This window comes from Cupriavidus lacunae (assembly GCF_003353055.1).
Taxonomy (GTDB): domain Bacteria; phylum Pseudomonadota; class Gammaproteobacteria; order Burkholderiales; family Burkholderiaceae; genus Cupriavidus; species Cupriavidus lacunae.
The window spans coordinates 28344-44342 of the sequence record NZ_QKWJ01000032.1 but is presented as its reverse complement, the minus strand read 5'-3'; the positions used below and the strand labels follow the sequence as shown (position 1 = coordinate 44342).

Sequence of the window (15999 nt, the reverse complement as noted above, 5' to 3'; positions counted from 1 at the left end):
GCAGAGCTACAGCTTTGCATTCCCCACGTCATGGAGAAGAAGTTGAACGACCGTACCCACGCGGCGGCCGCTGTCCGCCTTTTCGGCACCGGCGAAGGCCTGTCCCACGAGCGCGTGACGCTCGCCACCGATCCGGAATCCGGCCTGCAGGCCATCATCGCCATCTACAACACCAGACTGGGCCCCGCCTTCGGCGGCTGCCGGTACTGGGCCTATCCCGCCGAAGCCGACGCGCTGTCCGATGCGCTGCGCCTGTCTCAGGGCATGGCCTACAAGAACGCCCTCGCCGGGCTGCCGTTCGGTGGCGGCAAGGCGGTGATCCTGCGTTCCCCGGCGCAGACCGACCGCCAGCAACTCTTCCGCGCCTTCGGCCGCATGGTCGAGTCGCTGCAAGGCAGCTATATTACGGCCGAGGACGTCGGCACGACGGTGGACGACATGCGTGCCGTCCAGGCCGAGACCCGCTACGTCAGCGGCATGCCGCGCGACGGCGGCTTCGGCGGCAATCCCTCGCCGTGGACGGCATACGGCGTGTTCGTCGGCATCGAGGCGGCGGCGCTGTATCGCCTGGACCGCAAGTCGCTCGCCGGCTTGTCCGTGGCCGTCCAGGGACTGGGTTCGGTGGGCTGGGAGCTTTGCCGCCGTCTCCACGAAGCGGGCGCCACCCTGACCGTGGCCGATATCGACGCCGGCCGCACGACGCAGGCGAAACAGCAGTTTGGCGCCCGCGTCGTATCGCCGGAAGCCATCACGGCCGTCGACGCCGATGTATTCGCGCCTTGCGCGCTGGGTGCCGTCATCACCCCGGCCGTGGCCGAAAGCTGCCGCTTCCGGGTCATCGCCGGCGGGGCAAACAATCAACTCGCTTCGCTCGCCGAAGGCGACACCCTGCACCAGCGCGGGATCTTCTATGCGCCCGACTTCCTGATCAATGCCGGCGGCATCGTGAGTTGCGCCCGGGAATACCTCGGCGGTGTCGACGAATCGGCCCTGCGCGACGAAGTTGCAGGCATCCGCGAACGGGTGCTCAGGCTGGCGCAACGCGTGGAGTCGACCGGCCAGGCGCCGGCGCGCGCGGCGGTGACATGGGCGCACGAGGTGTTGTCGCGTGGCATCGGGCTGAACTGAGCGTGACGTCGACCAGGAGGAAGCCGATGAACGAATTCCCGAAGCCCCACAGTTCGACCAGCGCCAGCGACAAGCTCGTCATCCTTGATACCACCCTGCGCGATGGCGAACAGTCGCCTGGCGCGGCAATGACCGTCAGGCAGAAGATCGCGGTCGCGGAACATCTCGATGCCCTGAACGTCGATGTCATCGAAGCTGGCTTTGCAGCCAGCTCGGATGGGGACCATGACGCCATCCGGGAGATTTCCGGGCAAGTGAAGGGCAGCGTGATTTGCTCGCTCGCCCGTGCCAATGAGCGCGATATCGAGCGAGCCGCCAATGCGTTGAGGAGCGCGAGAAGATCCCGCATCCACACCTTTATCGCCACGTCGGCGTTGCACATGGAGAAGAAGCTGCGCATGACCCCGGAGGAGGTGTATCTGCGGGCGTGCACTGCCGTCCGCTTCGCGCGCCAGTTTACGAACGACGTGGAATTCAGCCCCGAGGATGGGAGTCGATCGGACCCCGATTTCCTCTGTCGCGTGATCGAAGGGGTCATCAAGGAAGGGGCGACCACGATCAACGTCCCCGATACCGTTGGCTATGCCATGCCCGTCGAATTTGCCGAGGGACTGCGGAAGCTTCGCGAGCGCATTCCCAACTCCGACAAGGCCATATGGTCGGTGCATTGCCACAATGACCTCGGCCTGGCGGTTGCCAATTCGCTGGCGGCCGTCAGGTACGGTGGCGCCCGGCAGATCGAGTGCACCATCAACGGGCTTGGCGAACGCGCAGGCAACGCGTCCCTGGAAGAGGTCGTCATGGCGGTGAAGACCAGGCGTGACCTGTTCGGACTTGACGTTGGCGTGAACACCACGCATCTGGTCGCTGCCTCCAGGGCCGTTGCCGAGGCCACGGGGTTCAGCGTTCCGGCGAACAAGGCGGTGGTCGGTGCCAATGCCTTCGCACATGCGTCAGGCATCCATCAGGATGGCATCCTGAAAGCCCGTGAGACCTATGAAATCATGCGGCCGGAAGATGTTGGATGGGACAAGGGCGCGCTCGTGCTCGGCAAGCTTTCCGGCCGGAATGCCTTCAAGCACCGGGTTCAGGAACTCGGGATGCATTTTCCCGACGACGAAGGGCTGTCCGCTGCCTTCGCCCGCTTCAAGCGACTGGCGGATACGAAGGCCGCGATTACCGATGACGATCTGAGGCACATTGCCCTCGGCGTGGCGGAATCCAGTACGGTCAGCGCTTCATAAGCGCTCCCGGCCACGCCGCCGGGAGCTACCGCAGGCGGCGCTCAAGACAGCGCCGTCTGGTCAGCTTCCCGAACGTCGGGACAAGCCGACGCCAAAGCTCCGGTAGCCGCGCGAGGCGCGCAGCATGAATGACCACCAGCGGCGCCGTCGCCACCGTCTTGCCCGGATTGGTGATGGCATGGGCGACGTCCGCGCCATAGCGGGCGGTCTACCCATGTTTCAGCCTCTCTTCTTCCCCGCCTGACCGCACCGTCATTGACCTTGACTGGACCGACAGGTGCTCGGGCTACCCCAGAGGGTCCCATGCCCGCTTCCGACACCGCCCTCCACGATCTGCTATCGGCCTGCCGCGCCCGGATGATCGGGCAGGCCAATGAAGGGAGGCGTTTCTAACAATCGGATGACCGGTTACGGGGCGGAGCCGACGCGTGAACGTCCGAATGACGACGCATGTGAACGGCGGCTTGTGGCCGAATGCGGAAGTTCGCCTCACCAAGGAGCGGATATCAAGGACTGCCTGTCGCCGGGATCGAGCGATCAACCTTCCAACAGCCCGCGCCTTCGCTGCCATTCGTCGGCGACATCGCCCATGGTCTTGCCTGAGCCCTCGCGAATCCATGCCATGACGGGTCGATCGAACGCGAAGTCCGGGGCGCACTGTGAGATCATGAATCGACGTACGTTTTGGGTTGCGGTAGGCCGTGTCTACCTGCGTATTCCGCGTGATAAGGCCGCCGAGCCAATCAAAGGGCATTGTGTCTCCGTCAAAATTTACTGGCCGAACGAGGATGATGTGCGAATCCGCAACCGCATTTGCGTTCGCTTGCCGCGCAGGCGTTCAGTATCCGCCGCGGTCATCATATTCCATGGTCAGTTCGACCAGCTTTCGCGTGTCGTCGCCATATCGCTGGCTAATGTCTGCCAACGTGTGGCGCAGTTGACTGGCTGGCAATGCGTCCGCTAGCAAGGGGACTCGATAGGCGTCGCGGTGGGCAGCGGGCGATGCGGGCACAAGCGTCAATCCGCTGCGCGTCCGCACCGGGCCGGCTGCCTCGGCCATCGCCGTGGAGCGGTAGGTTCGAGACCAGGCATCTGCTGCCAGCGCGAGTTGAAAGTCATCGACGCCATTCACCACCGGAATCGCAATGGTCTCGTGGCGCCAGAACATCAAGGCATTGACGGCCAGCGTCGTGGCGTTGCCCACGTCGATTCGAAAGGGAGCGCCATCATGTACGGCCCCCCAATCGCTCACCCCAATCGACGCGGCTACCAACTCCGCGCGTTCGCGCCCGGCGATGGCTTCGACGAGGGCCACGCTGACCGGCACCGATGCGCTCACGCCCGTCGTCGACACCGTGCCGTTGTCAGCAACGTAGCGCCGATTGGGCAGGTGGACGGCACTCGGGTGTCGGGCAAGCAGTGTGGTCCTGTCATACCAGTGCCCTGCGAACCGGCGATGATCGAGCAGCCCCGCTTTCCCAGCCACCAGGGCGCCCGAGCAGATCGCCACGATCACTGCGCCTTTTGCAGCCTGTGTGCGAATCCAGCCAGTGATGACAGGGTCGCTGTCGGAATGCATTGCGGGCACGATGACATAGTCGGCGCCCTTTGGATACCGACGGTCGAACGACGCCATGTCATGCTGCAGTTCGACAGCGAGCGCGGGCATCAGTGTCACCCGTCCGGGACTTTTTGCCACAGCCTCCACGGTGGCTACCTCGGCGCGGCGCAGCACGGCGTAAGGCACCAGGAAATCGGTCGTTTCCGTGCCTTCGTTGAGTGCGAGCACCGCAATGACCGGCTGTGGGTGGTGCGGTCGGGGAATGGAAAAATCACCGACGGAGATAGAATTCTGGCCGAGGGCTCGCGTACTTGCCATCTGCAACACAGCCATCACAACCATCGCGACGATCGTAACGAACCTGAATGGGAATGCCACGCTATTTTCTCGAAGTCCTGAACATGATTGCAGGGTACGGAGCACGGTGATGATCAACAAGGACAACGCTGCCGCGTTTTCTGCCAGTTTCGCCGCCAGTCCGGTGTCGACTCGCCACGTCGTATTGGTGGTGTTTGACGGGGTTGAGCCCATCGACGTTGCCGCACCCGCCAGCGCGCTGTCGAAGGCATCCGAGTACATCCCGGACGCATACCGGCTCACGATCGCCTCGCCATGCGGCGGCGATGTCCGAACCAACGCCGGCCTGGTCATTGCCGCGACCGAGAGCCTGGAGGACGTGACGACTCCCATCGACACTCTCATCATGGCGGGGGGCGACGAGCCGGCCTTGCGGGCAGCCATCGTGGAGCAGGGCGTTGGCGCATGGGTGGCGCGCAGGGCGCCTGCGGTTCGACGCGTTGCCAGCGTCTGTACCGGAGCGTTTGCACTGGCTGCGGCCGGCATCCTCGACGGCAGGCCGTGCACCACGCACAGGAATGCCTGTGAGACGCTGCAGTCGATGTTTCCGAAGGCTCGCGTGTTGAACGATCCGATCTATGTGCGTGACGAGAATCTCTGGACGTCCGCGGGCGTGACGACGGGGCTCGACATGACACTCGCGATGGTTGCGGCCGACCTGGGGCAGCCCGTGGCGATAGAAATCGCCCGCAATCTTTCCGTTCACATGATGCGGGGAAGTGCGGATTCGCAAGAGAGTCGCACTCTGGCCGCCCAGGCGCAGGCCACACCTCGCATGCAGAATCTGGTGACATGGATCATGCGCAATCTGACTGGCAATTTGTCGGTAGAGGCCTTGGCTCACCGTGCCCTCATGAGCCCGCGCAACCTGACCAGGGCGTTTGCGGCCGAAACCGGCAGCACGCCGGCTGCGTTTGTCACCCGTGCGCGCGTGGACCATGCGGCGACGCTACTTCTGCAAACGGATTGGCCGCAAGAGAAAGTCTCGTCGGAGAGTGGCTTTCGGTCAGTGGATGCCTTTCAGCGTGCGTTTGGCCGCGAGAGAGGCTGCACGCCGGAATCGTACCGGTCCAATCGGGGGGCGCCGGTTTGATGTCATGGTCAAAGGGAAACGATGAATTCGCGATGCCGCGTGCGAAGCGGATGACTCCCTCGCACACGCCGCATCGCTGGTCCGATCGCCGAATGTCGAGCTCAAAATGGTTCCTTCCGGATGATCAGCCGGGCATGGGGCAATCGCGCTCTGGCGAACGGGACCATTCGCGGCACGCGGATACACGTCGTCAAATGCCGGTTTCGGTCCTCTGCCTATCCGGGCAGGGCTTCCTGGTGCCAACGGCAACTATCGACCCTCCTCTGCCTTTCGCGGATCGGATGGGCAAATGGCGGCTTCCAGGCTACAGCGGTCGTCCGAGCCTTCCCGCCGGCCGGCAAGCTCGGCCGTTGCGGAAGTTCGCAGAGGCTTGACCGCCGGCTGCGTGCGATCGTCGGCGAACCCACTAGTACCTCCGCACAGAGGTTATGACGGTTTGTCAGAGGTCGGTACTGGGTAGGCTTTGGCCAATTTTCCCCGGGCCGTTTCGGTAGAGAACATCCAGTTGATGCGAGCGCCGCTGGCGTTTCGCAGTTGCTCCCAAGCCGCGACCTCGGTGATCAGCCGGTCGCGGCAGTCGATGCGGCGATCCAGGCACTGACTTCGCAGCACGCCGATTTCGATCTCGACCATGTTGAGCCAACTGGCGTGCTTGGGGGTGTAGTGGAATTCGATCCGCTGCAGGATGCGGCGTGCCTCCGCCGGTGGCAAGGCTTGGTAGAGTGCAGCAGGCGTGTGAGTCGACAGATTGTCCAGCACGATCCGGATGCGCGGTGCCTGGGGGTAGTGGATATCGACCAGGTCGCGCATGCACTGGGCGAAGTCATCTGCCGTTCTCCGTTCTGTGACTTTCACCTTGCGCCAGCTACGGTGTGCATCGAGGAAGACGAACAGATTGGCGGTGCCGTTGCGCTTGTATTCGCAGTCGTAGCGCAAGGGTTTGCCCGGCTCGGCCGGAATCGGTTGGCGTACTTCGCCGATGAGCTGGGTCGGGCTTTCATCGAAGCACACCACCGGGTGCTGCGGGTCCGGGGTTTCGGCATACAGATCGAGCACGTCTTCCATGCGTGCAACGTATTCCGCGTCGATCTTAGGGATGCACCACATGTCCTTGCGCCAGGGTTTCAGATCGTTCTCGGCCAGGCGCCGGCGTACCGTCTCGCGCGATAACTCTTCGTGCTCGGTTAGTTTGACGAACGTGTCGGCGAGCAATTCCAGCGTCCAGCGTGCACGTCCCGCTGGCGGGTTGGTGCAGGCGGTGGCGATCAACAGGGCCTCTTCCTTGCCGCTGAGCTTGCGCTGGGCCCCAGGCCGAGCCTGTTCGTTCAGCGCCGCTTCCAGACCCATCTCCACGAAGCGACGCTTGGTGCGGTACACCGTGGATTCGCCAACCGCCACGGTGGCGGCAATGCTCGCGTCATCCTTGCCAGCGTGCGCTGCAAGCAGGATCTGCGCTCGCTTGAGCTTGCGTGCCGCGTGCTTGCCGCCGCTTAGCATGGCAGCAAGCGCTTCACGCTCGGATTGGTCGAGTTCGACTCGATAGCGTAGATTCATCCGGATGGCTTCCTTCGGGGGAGCCTCCTTCGACTGCCGGGGTTCCGAATGAATCAAAAATCGCTTCCATTGTCTGGCGAGCGCTCAGCCTGCCCGAGCTTCACCGACAAGCAAGGTCAGTATCTCGCCTTCATCTGGGCCTACAGCTTGATAAATGGTCGCGCTCCGGCCGAGCACGACATGCAGCGATTTTTCGCCGTCACGGCTCCTTCCGTCCACCAAATGGTGCTCAACCTCGAACGCAATGGATTGATCCGCCGGCAAGCAGGCATCGCTCGCAGCATCGAACTGCTCGTTGACCACAACTGCTTGCCTGTCCTACAACCCAGCCAAACTGTCACAACCTCTGTGCAGCGGTACTAGGTGACGTCGCCAATGTAGCGAGACAAGGTGTCAGTCAGCAGGCCAGCCCCTTCACTTTCAGGCCTGCAAAGCCCTCTGCCAGAGTACGAGCGCTGGCGCGTGCCTGCTCCTTGGTTTGCTGCGCCCGCGACGGACCCGGGTACGACCACGCTGCTGTCCGCGCCGAAGCTGTAGAACGCCGACGCGGTCAGGCCGCCAAAGGTGCCGACATATTTGACCGTATTGTCGGCCCGCTGGATGTATGCGAGATCCTGGGTAAAGATCGAATACTTGGTCGCCAGCGTCATGGGATCGTAGTTGCCGACGAAGTCGAAGAACGCGCTTAGCTGCCTTCCCAGCAGGATTCCGCCCCACGATCCCTGCAGTCCGACATAGGCCATGCGGCCAAAGAGGCGGCCACCCTGGCCGGATTTTCCTGTGTCGACGTCGAACCCGCTCTCCAATACGAACACGCCTTGCACACCGTTTCCGAGGCTTTCGGTACTCCGAAGTCCCCAGCGGGAGCCGGCGATATTTCCGGAAGTCACGCGATAGACGCTGTCTCCATTCCCGGGCTGGTGATTGGCGTATTCGATGCCGCTATCAACTACGCCATACAGGGTCGCTTCGGAATAGGCCAATCCTGTGGCACCCAGCAGAGAGAGTGCCACGCAGCAGGTGATACCGCTTCTTGTCGTCAAGTCTTGCATCTTGGGTCCTCCAGTTGTCTTGATGCGTGCTCGTTCGGGTTCTGAAAAAAGGGATATCCTCGACGCGCCGAACGGCGCGTCGTCAGGTGAATCGGAAAGTGAAAGCCAGCAGCGATCAGCGTCGTGATCGCTTCAGGGCAAACTGGTTCGATGGCTGGCAGGTGGCAGGCATCTATGGCAGCTATCCGGGACGGTGACGGTGACCGTCTGTGCGGAGCCGTCCTCCGAATGCCATGCCGAGAAGGGGGAGAGCCACGGCCGCGGCGGCAAACAGCCATCGCTCGCCGAGGGTGCCGGCGACGGCCGCAGCGCCGCTCATGCCGAGCGCCTGCCCAAGGAACAGGCTCGCGGCAAACAGCCCGACCGCCGTACCGCGCGATGGCGGGAACACCTCGGTCGCCTGGGTCTGCAAGGTGTTGTGAAGCATGTAGAAGCCGAGTCCGCCGAGGAAGCATCCGGGCACGCTCCATTCCCACCGTGGTCCGAGCGCCACGATGGCGAAGGCGGCACCCAGGAGCGCGCCTCCTAAGGCGGCCAGCGCATCAGAGCCCAGACGCCTGATCAGCACGCCTGACAGCGCCAAATATACCAGGCCACCGACGCCATACATCGCCATCACCGCGCCGGCCGAACCCAGGCCGAGCCCGAAGCGGCCGTGCAGATAGGTCGGCACAAAGGCAAATCCCGTCAGGGTGAACAGGCCTTCGATCGCCGTCACTGCGAACACCAGTCTGGCGCCTGGCTGACCCAGCACGCTGCGGAACTGCTCCCCGAATGAACGCCAGGCAATCAGGTCGGAGACTATGCCCGATCCCTGCATCCGCACGACGAGCGCCGCGACGGCGGAGCCCGCCGCCAGCACCCAGAAGACAATGCGCCAGTGCAGCCAGTCGGCGATCAGCCCGGACATCCACTGGCCACCGATCATCCCGCCGATGGTCGCGAGGAAGAAGCGGGCAAGTATCTGCTGCCGGTCCCTGACCGGAACCGTATCGCCGATCATCGCCATGCTCATGGGGATGACACCCGCCGCGGCGGCGCCCGAGAGTCCCCGGGCCAGCGCGAGGGCGGGCATGGTCGGGGCCACGGCGGCCATGACGTTCGCAACGGCGCAGCCTGTCAGCGCAAGGGTGACGACGCGGAGTTTGCCGAAGCGGTCGCCGAGCGGTCCATATACGAGCTGCATCAGGCCATAGGCCAGCGCGAACGCGGAGATGGACCACGCCGCCACGCCAATGGGTACATCGAAGTCCGACGACAGTGCCGGAAGCAAGGCATCACAGGCGCGCATGGACGCCATGCTCATGACCGCCGCAACGGCGAGAGTTCCGAACCGCCTCACTCCGCCACCCTTGCCATCGGATAGGCGTGCCGGGGCTTCGCGATCGCGAAGACTGCCCCTGCCGCGAGCAGCGCCGGCACGGCGAGCAGGCCGAATACATCGCCGAAGCTCCAGCCAAGACCGAGAAGGCCTGCGCCGATGAAGGCGCCGGCCATGCCACCGATCCGCCCGATGCCCTGCATCCACGCCACGCCCGTCGTACGCGCCTCGGTCGGATAGAGGCCTGCGGCATAGGTGGACATCGAAGTTGCCGCGCTCGTGACCAGGGTGCCACAAAGGAAAAGCGAGATGCCGAGGAACTCCGGATGATCGACACCGCGTCCCACCACGATGACGAGCACCGCGGCCAGCAGGTAGGCTACGACGATGGTACGGTTGGCATTGAAGCGGTCCATGAGCCAGCCCGCAACAAGGTTGCCGAGCAAGCCGCCAAGGGGAAACAGGGAGGCCAGCAACGCGCCACGTTCCACGCTGAATCCGGCTTCACGGAACAGCGTCGGCATCCAGTTCGTCATCAGGTAATAGATCACCAGCCCCATGAAGCACGACAGCCAGAGCAGGAACGTGCGCCGCCGGTATCCGGCCGACAGGATGAGTGCAAGAGCCGAAGCCTTTCCCTCCTTGCCTGCCGAAGCCATCGGCGCGACGAACACGCAGTGTTCGAGCGATTGCCGAGGTGCAATGCGCTTCAGGATGCGCGCGATCCGCTCGGGCGCCCCGGCGCGCACCGCCAGGAACTGGGCCGACTCCGGAAGCAGCGCAAGGAGCAGCACGGCGAGTATCAGCGGCGCGATGCCGCCAGCCGTCAACACGCTTCGCCAGCCGAAATGAGGAATCAGCCAGGCCGATGCCGCGCCGCCAGCCACCAGCCCACCGGAGAAGCCGCAGTACATGGCATTCACCGCAAGGGAACGCAGACGCGACGGCGCGTATTCCGACATCATCGTGATGGTCGTCGGCATGGCCGCACCGAGCCCGAGTCCGGTCAGGAAGCGCAGGACGGTCAATGTGCCGACGGTCTGTGCATGGGCGGCAATGAGTGTCCATCCTCCGAAGCACGTGACAGCCGCCACCAGTACCGTCTTGCGGCCAATGCGATCCGCCACGGGTCCAGCGAAGATCGCGCCCAGGCTCAGGCCAGCCAGTGCTGCGCTCATGACGACACCGAGTTCGCCGCGGCCGATGCCCCACTCGTGCGCCAGCGACGGTGCGATAAAACCGATTGCCGCCGTGTCATAGCCGTCGGCCGCCACGACGAGGAAGCAGAAGGCGAGGACCAGCCACTGGCAAGGGGAAAAGCGTTCGGCGTCGATGAAGGACTGCACGTCGATCGTGCGGGATGCCTGTTTCATCGTTGTCTCCTGGATGGGCGGGCAAGCGCGCTGTGCGCGCTTGCCTCGTTTGTGAGAGTCAGGCGGCGAGGTACCCGCCGTCCACGGGCAGGGTCACGCCGGTCACATAGGTGGACATCGACGAGGCGAGAAACAGCACCGCGCCCACCAGCTCTTCGGGTTGCCCAACCCGGTTCATCGGGATGCGGGACATGAAGCGCTCGAGCTTCGCCGGGTCCGTACGCGTGGAAACGGTCATGGGCGTTTCGATGACGCCCGGTGCAATGGCATTGACGCGCACACCGTCGCGCGCGAGGTCGGCTGCCAGCGACTGGGTCAGCATCTTCACCGCGCCCTTCGAGGGCGAGTAGCCGAGCGTGTTCGGCTGGCCCGCAAGCGACGCGATGGACGCGACGTTGACGATGGCGCCACGGGTCTGCCGCAGGGCCGGCAGCCACGCGTGGCAGACGTTGAACGTCCCTTCGTGGTTGACCTTCATCACCCGCTGCAGGTTGGCCAGCGCATTCTCGCTGTCGATGCCCTCGCGAATGAGGATGCCGGCGTTGTTCACCAGCACGTCGACGGGGCCGACGCAGGCGGTGATCTCTTCGGCGACGGCGCGGCATTGCGCGGCATCGGTCACGTCCAGCGCGCAGGCGCGTGCCGCATGTCCATGGGCATCGATCATCGCCGCCGTTTCGTCGGCATTGGCTTCGTTCATGTCGGTCACGACGACCGTCGCGCCGGCTTCTGCGAGGCCGATGGCGATGGCCCGGCCGTTGCCCTGGCCCGCGCCGGTTATGAAAGCGACCTTCCCGGTCAGGAGTTGAGGAATCATCATGATTGCAATCGAGGGAAATTCAGGGTGAACGCCGCCACGCGGCCGCCGCAATGCGGCCGCGTGGGTGACAAAAATCGGGTAGGGAATTCAGTGCATGGCCAGAGGCTCGCGCACGGCGGCCGCGCTCGCTTTCGGGGGCGTGGCCTGAACGTGATCGGCGATGTGGTTGCCCGCGACATAGCCAAAGGTCAGACCCGGGCCGAGCGTGATGCCCGCACCGCTGTACTCGCCGCCCATGATGCTTGCCGCGTCGTTGCCCGCTGCGTAGAGGCCGGGGATCGGATCGCCGTCCCGGGAGACGACTTGGGCGTGCTCGTTCGTACGGATGCCCATGAAGGAGCCAAGGTCGCCCGGTACGAGCTTGAGCGCATAGAACGGACCATTGGCCAGCGGCGCGACGCAGGGATTGGGCGTGTGCAGCGCGTCGCCCTGGTAGCGGTTGTAGGCTTTGCTGCCGCGCCCAAACTCGGGATCGCGGCCGTACTGCGCCGTTTCGTTGTACTGGCGAACGGTGGCCGCGAGTGTCGCCGAATCGACACCGATCTGCTTCGCAAGGTCCTCGATCGTCTTGCCGCGCTTGAGGTAGCCGTTGCGCAGATGCGGTCCGAGCGGCATCGGGAACGGCTTCACGAAGCCGAGGCCGTAGTGCCGGATCGCCGCATGGTCGGCGATCAGCCAGCACGCCGTCTCCGGCTTGCCCTTCGAGGCGGCGATCATCGCCTGCACGAGATCGTGGTACGAGTTCGCCTCGTTGGCGAAGCGCTTGCCATCCAGGCTGACGGCAATCACGCCCGGTTTCGCCCGGTCGATGAAGTGGGGCATGATGCCGGTCGTGCCGTCCTTGCGCGGCACGAGCGACATGGGCGTCCACGCAGCGGCATTCGACAGGGTCTTGTCGAACACACCGCCCACCTCTTCGGCCATGCGCATGCCGTCGCCCACATTGGTCTGCGGCGTTGGCGAGAAGTGGCCGTGCCCGGCCTTCACGTGCGGGTAAGTCTCCTTGCGCCGCTCGAGGTTGTGCGGGAATCCGCCGCTGGCCAGCACCACACCGTGACGCGCCTTCACGCTGACCCGCTGGCCGTCGCGATCAAGCACCGCGCCGGTGACGCGCCCCCCCTCCTGCAACAACTGCACGGCAGGCGACGACAGCCATACCGGGATCGACAGGTCGGCGGCCGACTTCGCGAGCCGCGCGGCCAGCGCGTTGCCGTTGGTCAGCGTCATGCCTCGCCCGTACTTCATCACCTCCAGGAAATGTTTGGTCAGACGTTTGGTGACATACCAAGCGGACTGCAGCGATCGCGTCACCCGCATGAAATGGACTATCTCTTTGCCGGAACCGATCGTTACGCCGAAGACCGTCAGTTCCGGCAGCACGGGGCCGAGGGTCTTGAGCAACGGGCCGAGTTCGCGGGCGTCGTACGGGCGCGTCACCATCGAACGGCCGCCTTGCGCGGCGCCGGGCGCTTCAGCGTGGTAGTCCGGGAACGTGAGCGGCATGTCGAACTGGACGACGGTCTTCGTCATGAAGAACTCGATCGCTTTCGGGCCGTTCGCCAGAAAGGCGCGTACACGCGCCTCATCGAACCCGGCGCCGGCCTGGTTCCGGATATAGGTCAGCGCCTGGTCCGGTAGTTCGTGATGGCCGTATGCCTTGCCCAGATGGGTGTTCGGCACCCAAAGCCAGCCGCCCGAGCGGGCCGTCGTGCCGCCGTAATAGCTCGCCTTCTCGGCCACGATGACCTTCAGCCCCCGGCTGGCGGCGGTAATGGCCGCGGACATGCCGGCGACGCCTGATCCGATGACCAGAACATCACATTTTTCCTGTTGCAGTGTAGACATCGACTTCTCCATTCAAGTGCGGGCGGTACGGCCGCCAAGAGCGGCGCCACCATGTTTGCTAGATTAGTACTAGCGCGATTGAAATTATCTACATGTTAACCCTACGCTTGTTCATTAGATAATGTCTAGTGCTATACTGCGCGCACTATCCATCTCATGGCAGGGACATACCGTGGAACAGACCGACCAGGCACCCGAGCGAGAGCGCCGCGGCATCCAGTCGATTGAAGTGGGGGGAGAAATCCTGAAGGTGCTGGCCTCCGAGGCCAGGCCGATGGCGCTACGCGATCTCGTGAAGGCGGCGAACATGCCGTCCGGCAAGATCCATCCGTATCTGGTGAGCTTTGGCAAGATCGGGCTCGTCGCCCAGGACCCGGTCACAGGTCACTACCTGCTCGGCCCGATGGCCATCCAGCTCGGGCTGACCAGCCTGCAGACGCTGAACCCGATCCGCGAGGCCACGCCGTTCGCCGAAGCGCTTTCGGAAGAAACGTCGCACGCGGTCGCGCTCGCCGTTTGGGGAAACCTTGGGCCGGTCATCGTGCGGCTGATCGATGCGTCCTATCCCATCCACACGAACATCCGCACCGGCACGGTCATGTCGCTCGCCAATACGGCGACCGGCAGGGTTTTCTCGGCATTCCTGCCACGCCAGTTCACCGAAAAGCTGTTGCTGGACGATCGCATACGGCTGGGCCCCGATATTGCGCATCCGCTGGACGCCGCCGTGGTCGAGGAAATGATCAAGGAAGCGCGGGCGCGCCACATGTCCCGCGGCATCAACCATCCCACGCCAGGGATCGTCGCCTTTTCTGCGCCGGTGTTCGATTATTCGGGAAACATTGCGCTGACGATCACCATCATGGGACCGACCGGCACTGTTGATACCGATTGGGAGGGGCCGGTGGCCAAAGCATTGGATGCTTGTGCACAGGCGGTTTCGAAGCGCCTCGGCTACAGGGGCTCGTAGAAGTGCTTACAGGCGTCTAGCTTCAGGGGCTGAAATGGTCGTTTCCATGAACGGCCATTTCTTGTCCGACGACGGTCCATCTATCTTAAGGCTTGTGCGATGCGGGCGCTTGCACGTGGGATTGGACGAGCGCTAGAAACGGCCGATGACCCGTCCGACACGACCCCAGTACGGAGGTCCGTTGCTTGAGCGGAGCGGCCGCTTGAATGGCTGTCTGAGCGCGAAGGAGCACGGCTGAAGATGTGAAGCTGGCTTAAGGCGCTGGCCGGACTCGCCAGCGCCTGATGGAATCGCGACGGGTCCGGGCCGGAACCGCCGGCACGATTCGCCAATATCTGAATGCGGCGCCCGGCTGCACGCCAGACTGTGCGCGACGAGCTATGCCGGGACCTAATGTGTGCCGCTGTCGCGGGCGCGTCAGTCAGATGCAGTGCCGCCCGACACGGCGTGGCTCGTATCACCCGGATCGCGAGTCGCGTAGCCAGCGGCGTTCCTGCGCCAAGTCGCCGGCGGCACACCGAACTCGCGCTTGAACGCGCGATTGAAGGCGGCTTCGGATTCGTAACCAACATCCTCCGCAACTGACACGAGCGGCCGATCGGTGAGGCGCAGTTGCTGCGCGGCGAGTTGCAAGCGCCACTGCGCCAGGTATTGCATCGGCGGCACCCCGAGCAGGTCGGCGAAACGCTGCGCAAGCGCGGAACGCGACATGCCAACTTCGTGGGCGAGGTCTTCCACGGTCCACGGGTGCGCCGGGCGCGCGTGCATCAGCGCAAGCACGCGAGCGACGAGGCGATCGCGCAATCCCGCCAGCCACCCCTTGCGATCGTCGGGCATCGTGTCGACGTAGCGCCGCACCGCCTCGACGAACACCAGCTCCGCAAGTTTGGCCAGCACCGTCGCACTGCCGGCATGCGCTGAGGCTGCTTCCTCGGTCGCGAAGCGCAGCGATGATTCGAGCCATGACGCGCTGGACCCGCGCATACCGACCTTGAACAGACGTGGCAGCGCGGAAAGCAAGGGATTTCTCGAAATGTTCTGCGCCGCGAGAAAACCGCAGACCATTCGAGTGGTCGCCCCGCCACCGCCGTGGACGAGCCTCATGACTTCACCCTGCATTGTGTCCACTTGATTCGCCAATAACGGCGCCAAGAGTTCAGGTGACAGGTCAGTGGAACTACCGAGCACGTGGGTTTCGCCTTGCGGCACCACGATGACATCACCTGATTCCACGTGCAACGCGCTACCGGGATCATTTGGCAACATCGCCCAGCACCCTCCTTCTGTTACCAGATGGAATGAGACGACGCGCTCGGAGGGCGGCAGATAGGCCGAGCAAAGTGCTGAATCTGCGTGACCAATGACGCACCATGGCGCCGAAAATGCGCCGTCGAGATAGACGGCGCCGGTCAACTGGACGACGCGCAGTACGTCGGAGAGGGCATCCATCGTGGCGATTGTGCAATCGCGGCGTCGCGCGCAAGAAAGTTGGACGCCCGGTTATTCAATGTCGTTCCTGCTGCGCCAATACTAGCACCACTGGCGCCGTGCCAGAGGGCCGCAAACCGGCAATATCCGGGCGAAGGAGTCGAATGTGGAAGGCACTTCGCAGGTTGTCGCGAGGCACGCACCGGCCAGCTGAGACGCCGTCCGACTAACGCGCTTCTGCACCAAAACAAAT

Annotated in this window: 13 protein-coding genes and 2 pseudogenes; 5 read left to right on the top strand and 10 right to left on the bottom strand. The window is 64.0% G+C overall.

All coding sequences use genetic code 11. The features are described 5' to 3' along the window. Positions 1 to 30 precede the first annotated feature (30 nt). Together DN412_RS23130 and DN412_RS23125 are read left to right on the top strand one after the other, a co-directional pair. The gene (locus tag DN412_RS23130) at positions 31 to 1128 is read left to right on the top strand and encodes a Leu/Phe/Val dehydrogenase (RefSeq protein WP_115213710.1); all 1098 of its coding nucleotides are present in this window, start codon (positions 31 to 33) and stop codon (positions 1126 to 1128) included. A gap of 26 nt (positions 1129 to 1154) precedes the next feature. After that, positions 1155 to 2357: pseudogene (locus DN412_RS23125) on the top strand (2-isopropylmalate synthase); the annotation flags it as partial. Positions 2358 to 2496: 139 nt separating this feature from the next. Here the strand turns inward: DN412_RS23125 and DN412_RS44620 are convergent. The 3 genes and pseudogenes from DN412_RS44620 to DN412_RS23110 all read right to left on the bottom strand — a co-directional run. Next, positions 2497 to 2655 (bottom strand): annotated as a pseudogene (locus DN412_RS44620) (cupin domain-containing protein); the annotation flags it as partial. Between the two features lie 254 nt (positions 2656 to 2909). Continuing rightward, positions 2910 to 3041 carry a DUF6434 domain-containing protein gene (locus DN412_RS44615; RefSeq protein ID WP_244222752.1) on the bottom strand — a complete coding sequence of 44 codons (132 nt, stop codon included), beginning with the start codon at positions 3039 to 3041 and terminating at the stop codon, positions 2910 to 2912. 169 nt (positions 3042 to 3210) lie between these two features. After that, entirely contained in the window at positions 3211 to 4371 is a 1161-nt protein-coding gene (locus tag DN412_RS23110; RefSeq protein WP_161564031.1) for a DJ-1/PfpI family protein, read from the bottom strand. Here DN412_RS23110 and DN412_RS23105 point away from each other — a divergent pair. Next, positions 4361 to 5383, top strand: coding sequence for a GlxA family transcriptional regulator (locus tag DN412_RS23105; protein WP_115213708.1), 1023 nt, complete (start codon positions 4361 to 4363; stop codon positions 5381 to 5383). The two genes, DN412_RS23110 and DN412_RS23105, sit on opposite strands and share 11 nt — an antisense overlap. Before the next feature lie 426 nt (positions 5384 to 5809). On the opposite strand, the gene DN412_RS23100 is transcribed toward DN412_RS23105, so the two are convergent. Then, positions 5810 to 6937, bottom strand: a complete 1128-nt coding sequence (locus DN412_RS23100) for an IS630 family transposase (RefSeq protein ID WP_115213707.1) — start codon at positions 6935 to 6937, stop codon at positions 5810 to 5812. Between the two features lie 48 nt (positions 6938 to 6985). Between DN412_RS23100 and DN412_RS23095 the strand changes: the two genes are divergently transcribed. Next, positions 6986 to 7300, top strand: a complete 315-nt coding sequence (locus tag DN412_RS23095) for a LexA family protein (protein WP_115213706.1) — start codon at positions 6986 to 6988, stop codon at positions 7298 to 7300. On the opposite strand, the gene DN412_RS23090 is transcribed toward DN412_RS23095, so the two are convergent. The 5 genes from DN412_RS23090 to DN412_RS23070 all read right to left on the bottom strand — a co-directional run bounded on the left by DN412_RS23090 (position 7297) and on the right by DN412_RS23070 (position 13348). Further along, positions 7297 to 7989, bottom strand: coding sequence for a porin (locus DN412_RS23090; RefSeq protein ID WP_115213705.1), 693 nt, complete (start codon positions 7987 to 7989; stop codon positions 7297 to 7299). The genes DN412_RS23095 and DN412_RS23090 overlap by 4 nt on opposite strands. Before the next feature lie 181 nt (positions 7990 to 8170). Beyond that, complete coding sequence (locus tag DN412_RS23085; RefSeq protein ID WP_279635227.1) at positions 8171 to 9331, bottom strand: MFS transporter; 1161 nt, start codon at positions 9329 to 9331, stop codon at positions 8171 to 8173. Then, positions 9328 to 10683 carry an MFS transporter gene (locus tag DN412_RS23080; RefSeq protein WP_115213703.1) on the bottom strand — a complete coding sequence of 452 codons (1356 nt, stop codon included), beginning with the start codon at positions 10681 to 10683 and terminating at the stop codon, positions 9328 to 9330. Before DN412_RS23080 ends, DN412_RS23085 begins: the two co-directional genes overlap by 4 nt. A gap of 58 nt (positions 10684 to 10741) precedes the next feature. Further along, complete coding sequence (locus DN412_RS23075) at positions 10742 to 11500, bottom strand: SDR family NAD(P)-dependent oxidoreductase (RefSeq protein WP_208647643.1); 759 nt, start codon at positions 11498 to 11500, stop codon at positions 10742 to 10744. A gap of 90 nt (positions 11501 to 11590) precedes the next feature. After that, positions 11591 to 13348: an FAD-dependent oxidoreductase gene (locus tag DN412_RS23070; RefSeq protein WP_115213701.1), complete on the bottom strand. Its 1758-nt coding sequence runs from the start codon at positions 13346 to 13348 to the stop codon at positions 11591 to 11593. Between the two features lie 172 nt (positions 13349 to 13520). Between DN412_RS23070 and DN412_RS23065 the strand changes: the two genes are divergently transcribed. Beyond that, positions 13521 to 14318, top strand: a complete 798-nt coding sequence (locus tag DN412_RS23065) for an IclR family transcriptional regulator (RefSeq protein ID WP_115213700.1) — start codon at positions 13521 to 13523, stop codon at positions 14316 to 14318. Positions 14319 to 14735: 417 nt separating this feature from the next. Here DN412_RS23065 and DN412_RS23060 read toward each other — a convergent pair whose 3' ends face one another. Continuing rightward, positions 14736 to 15767: an AraC family transcriptional regulator gene (locus tag DN412_RS23060; RefSeq protein ID WP_115213699.1), complete on the bottom strand. Its 1032-nt coding sequence runs from the start codon at positions 15765 to 15767 to the stop codon at positions 14736 to 14738. Between the last annotated feature and the right edge of the window lie 232 nt (positions 15768 to 15999).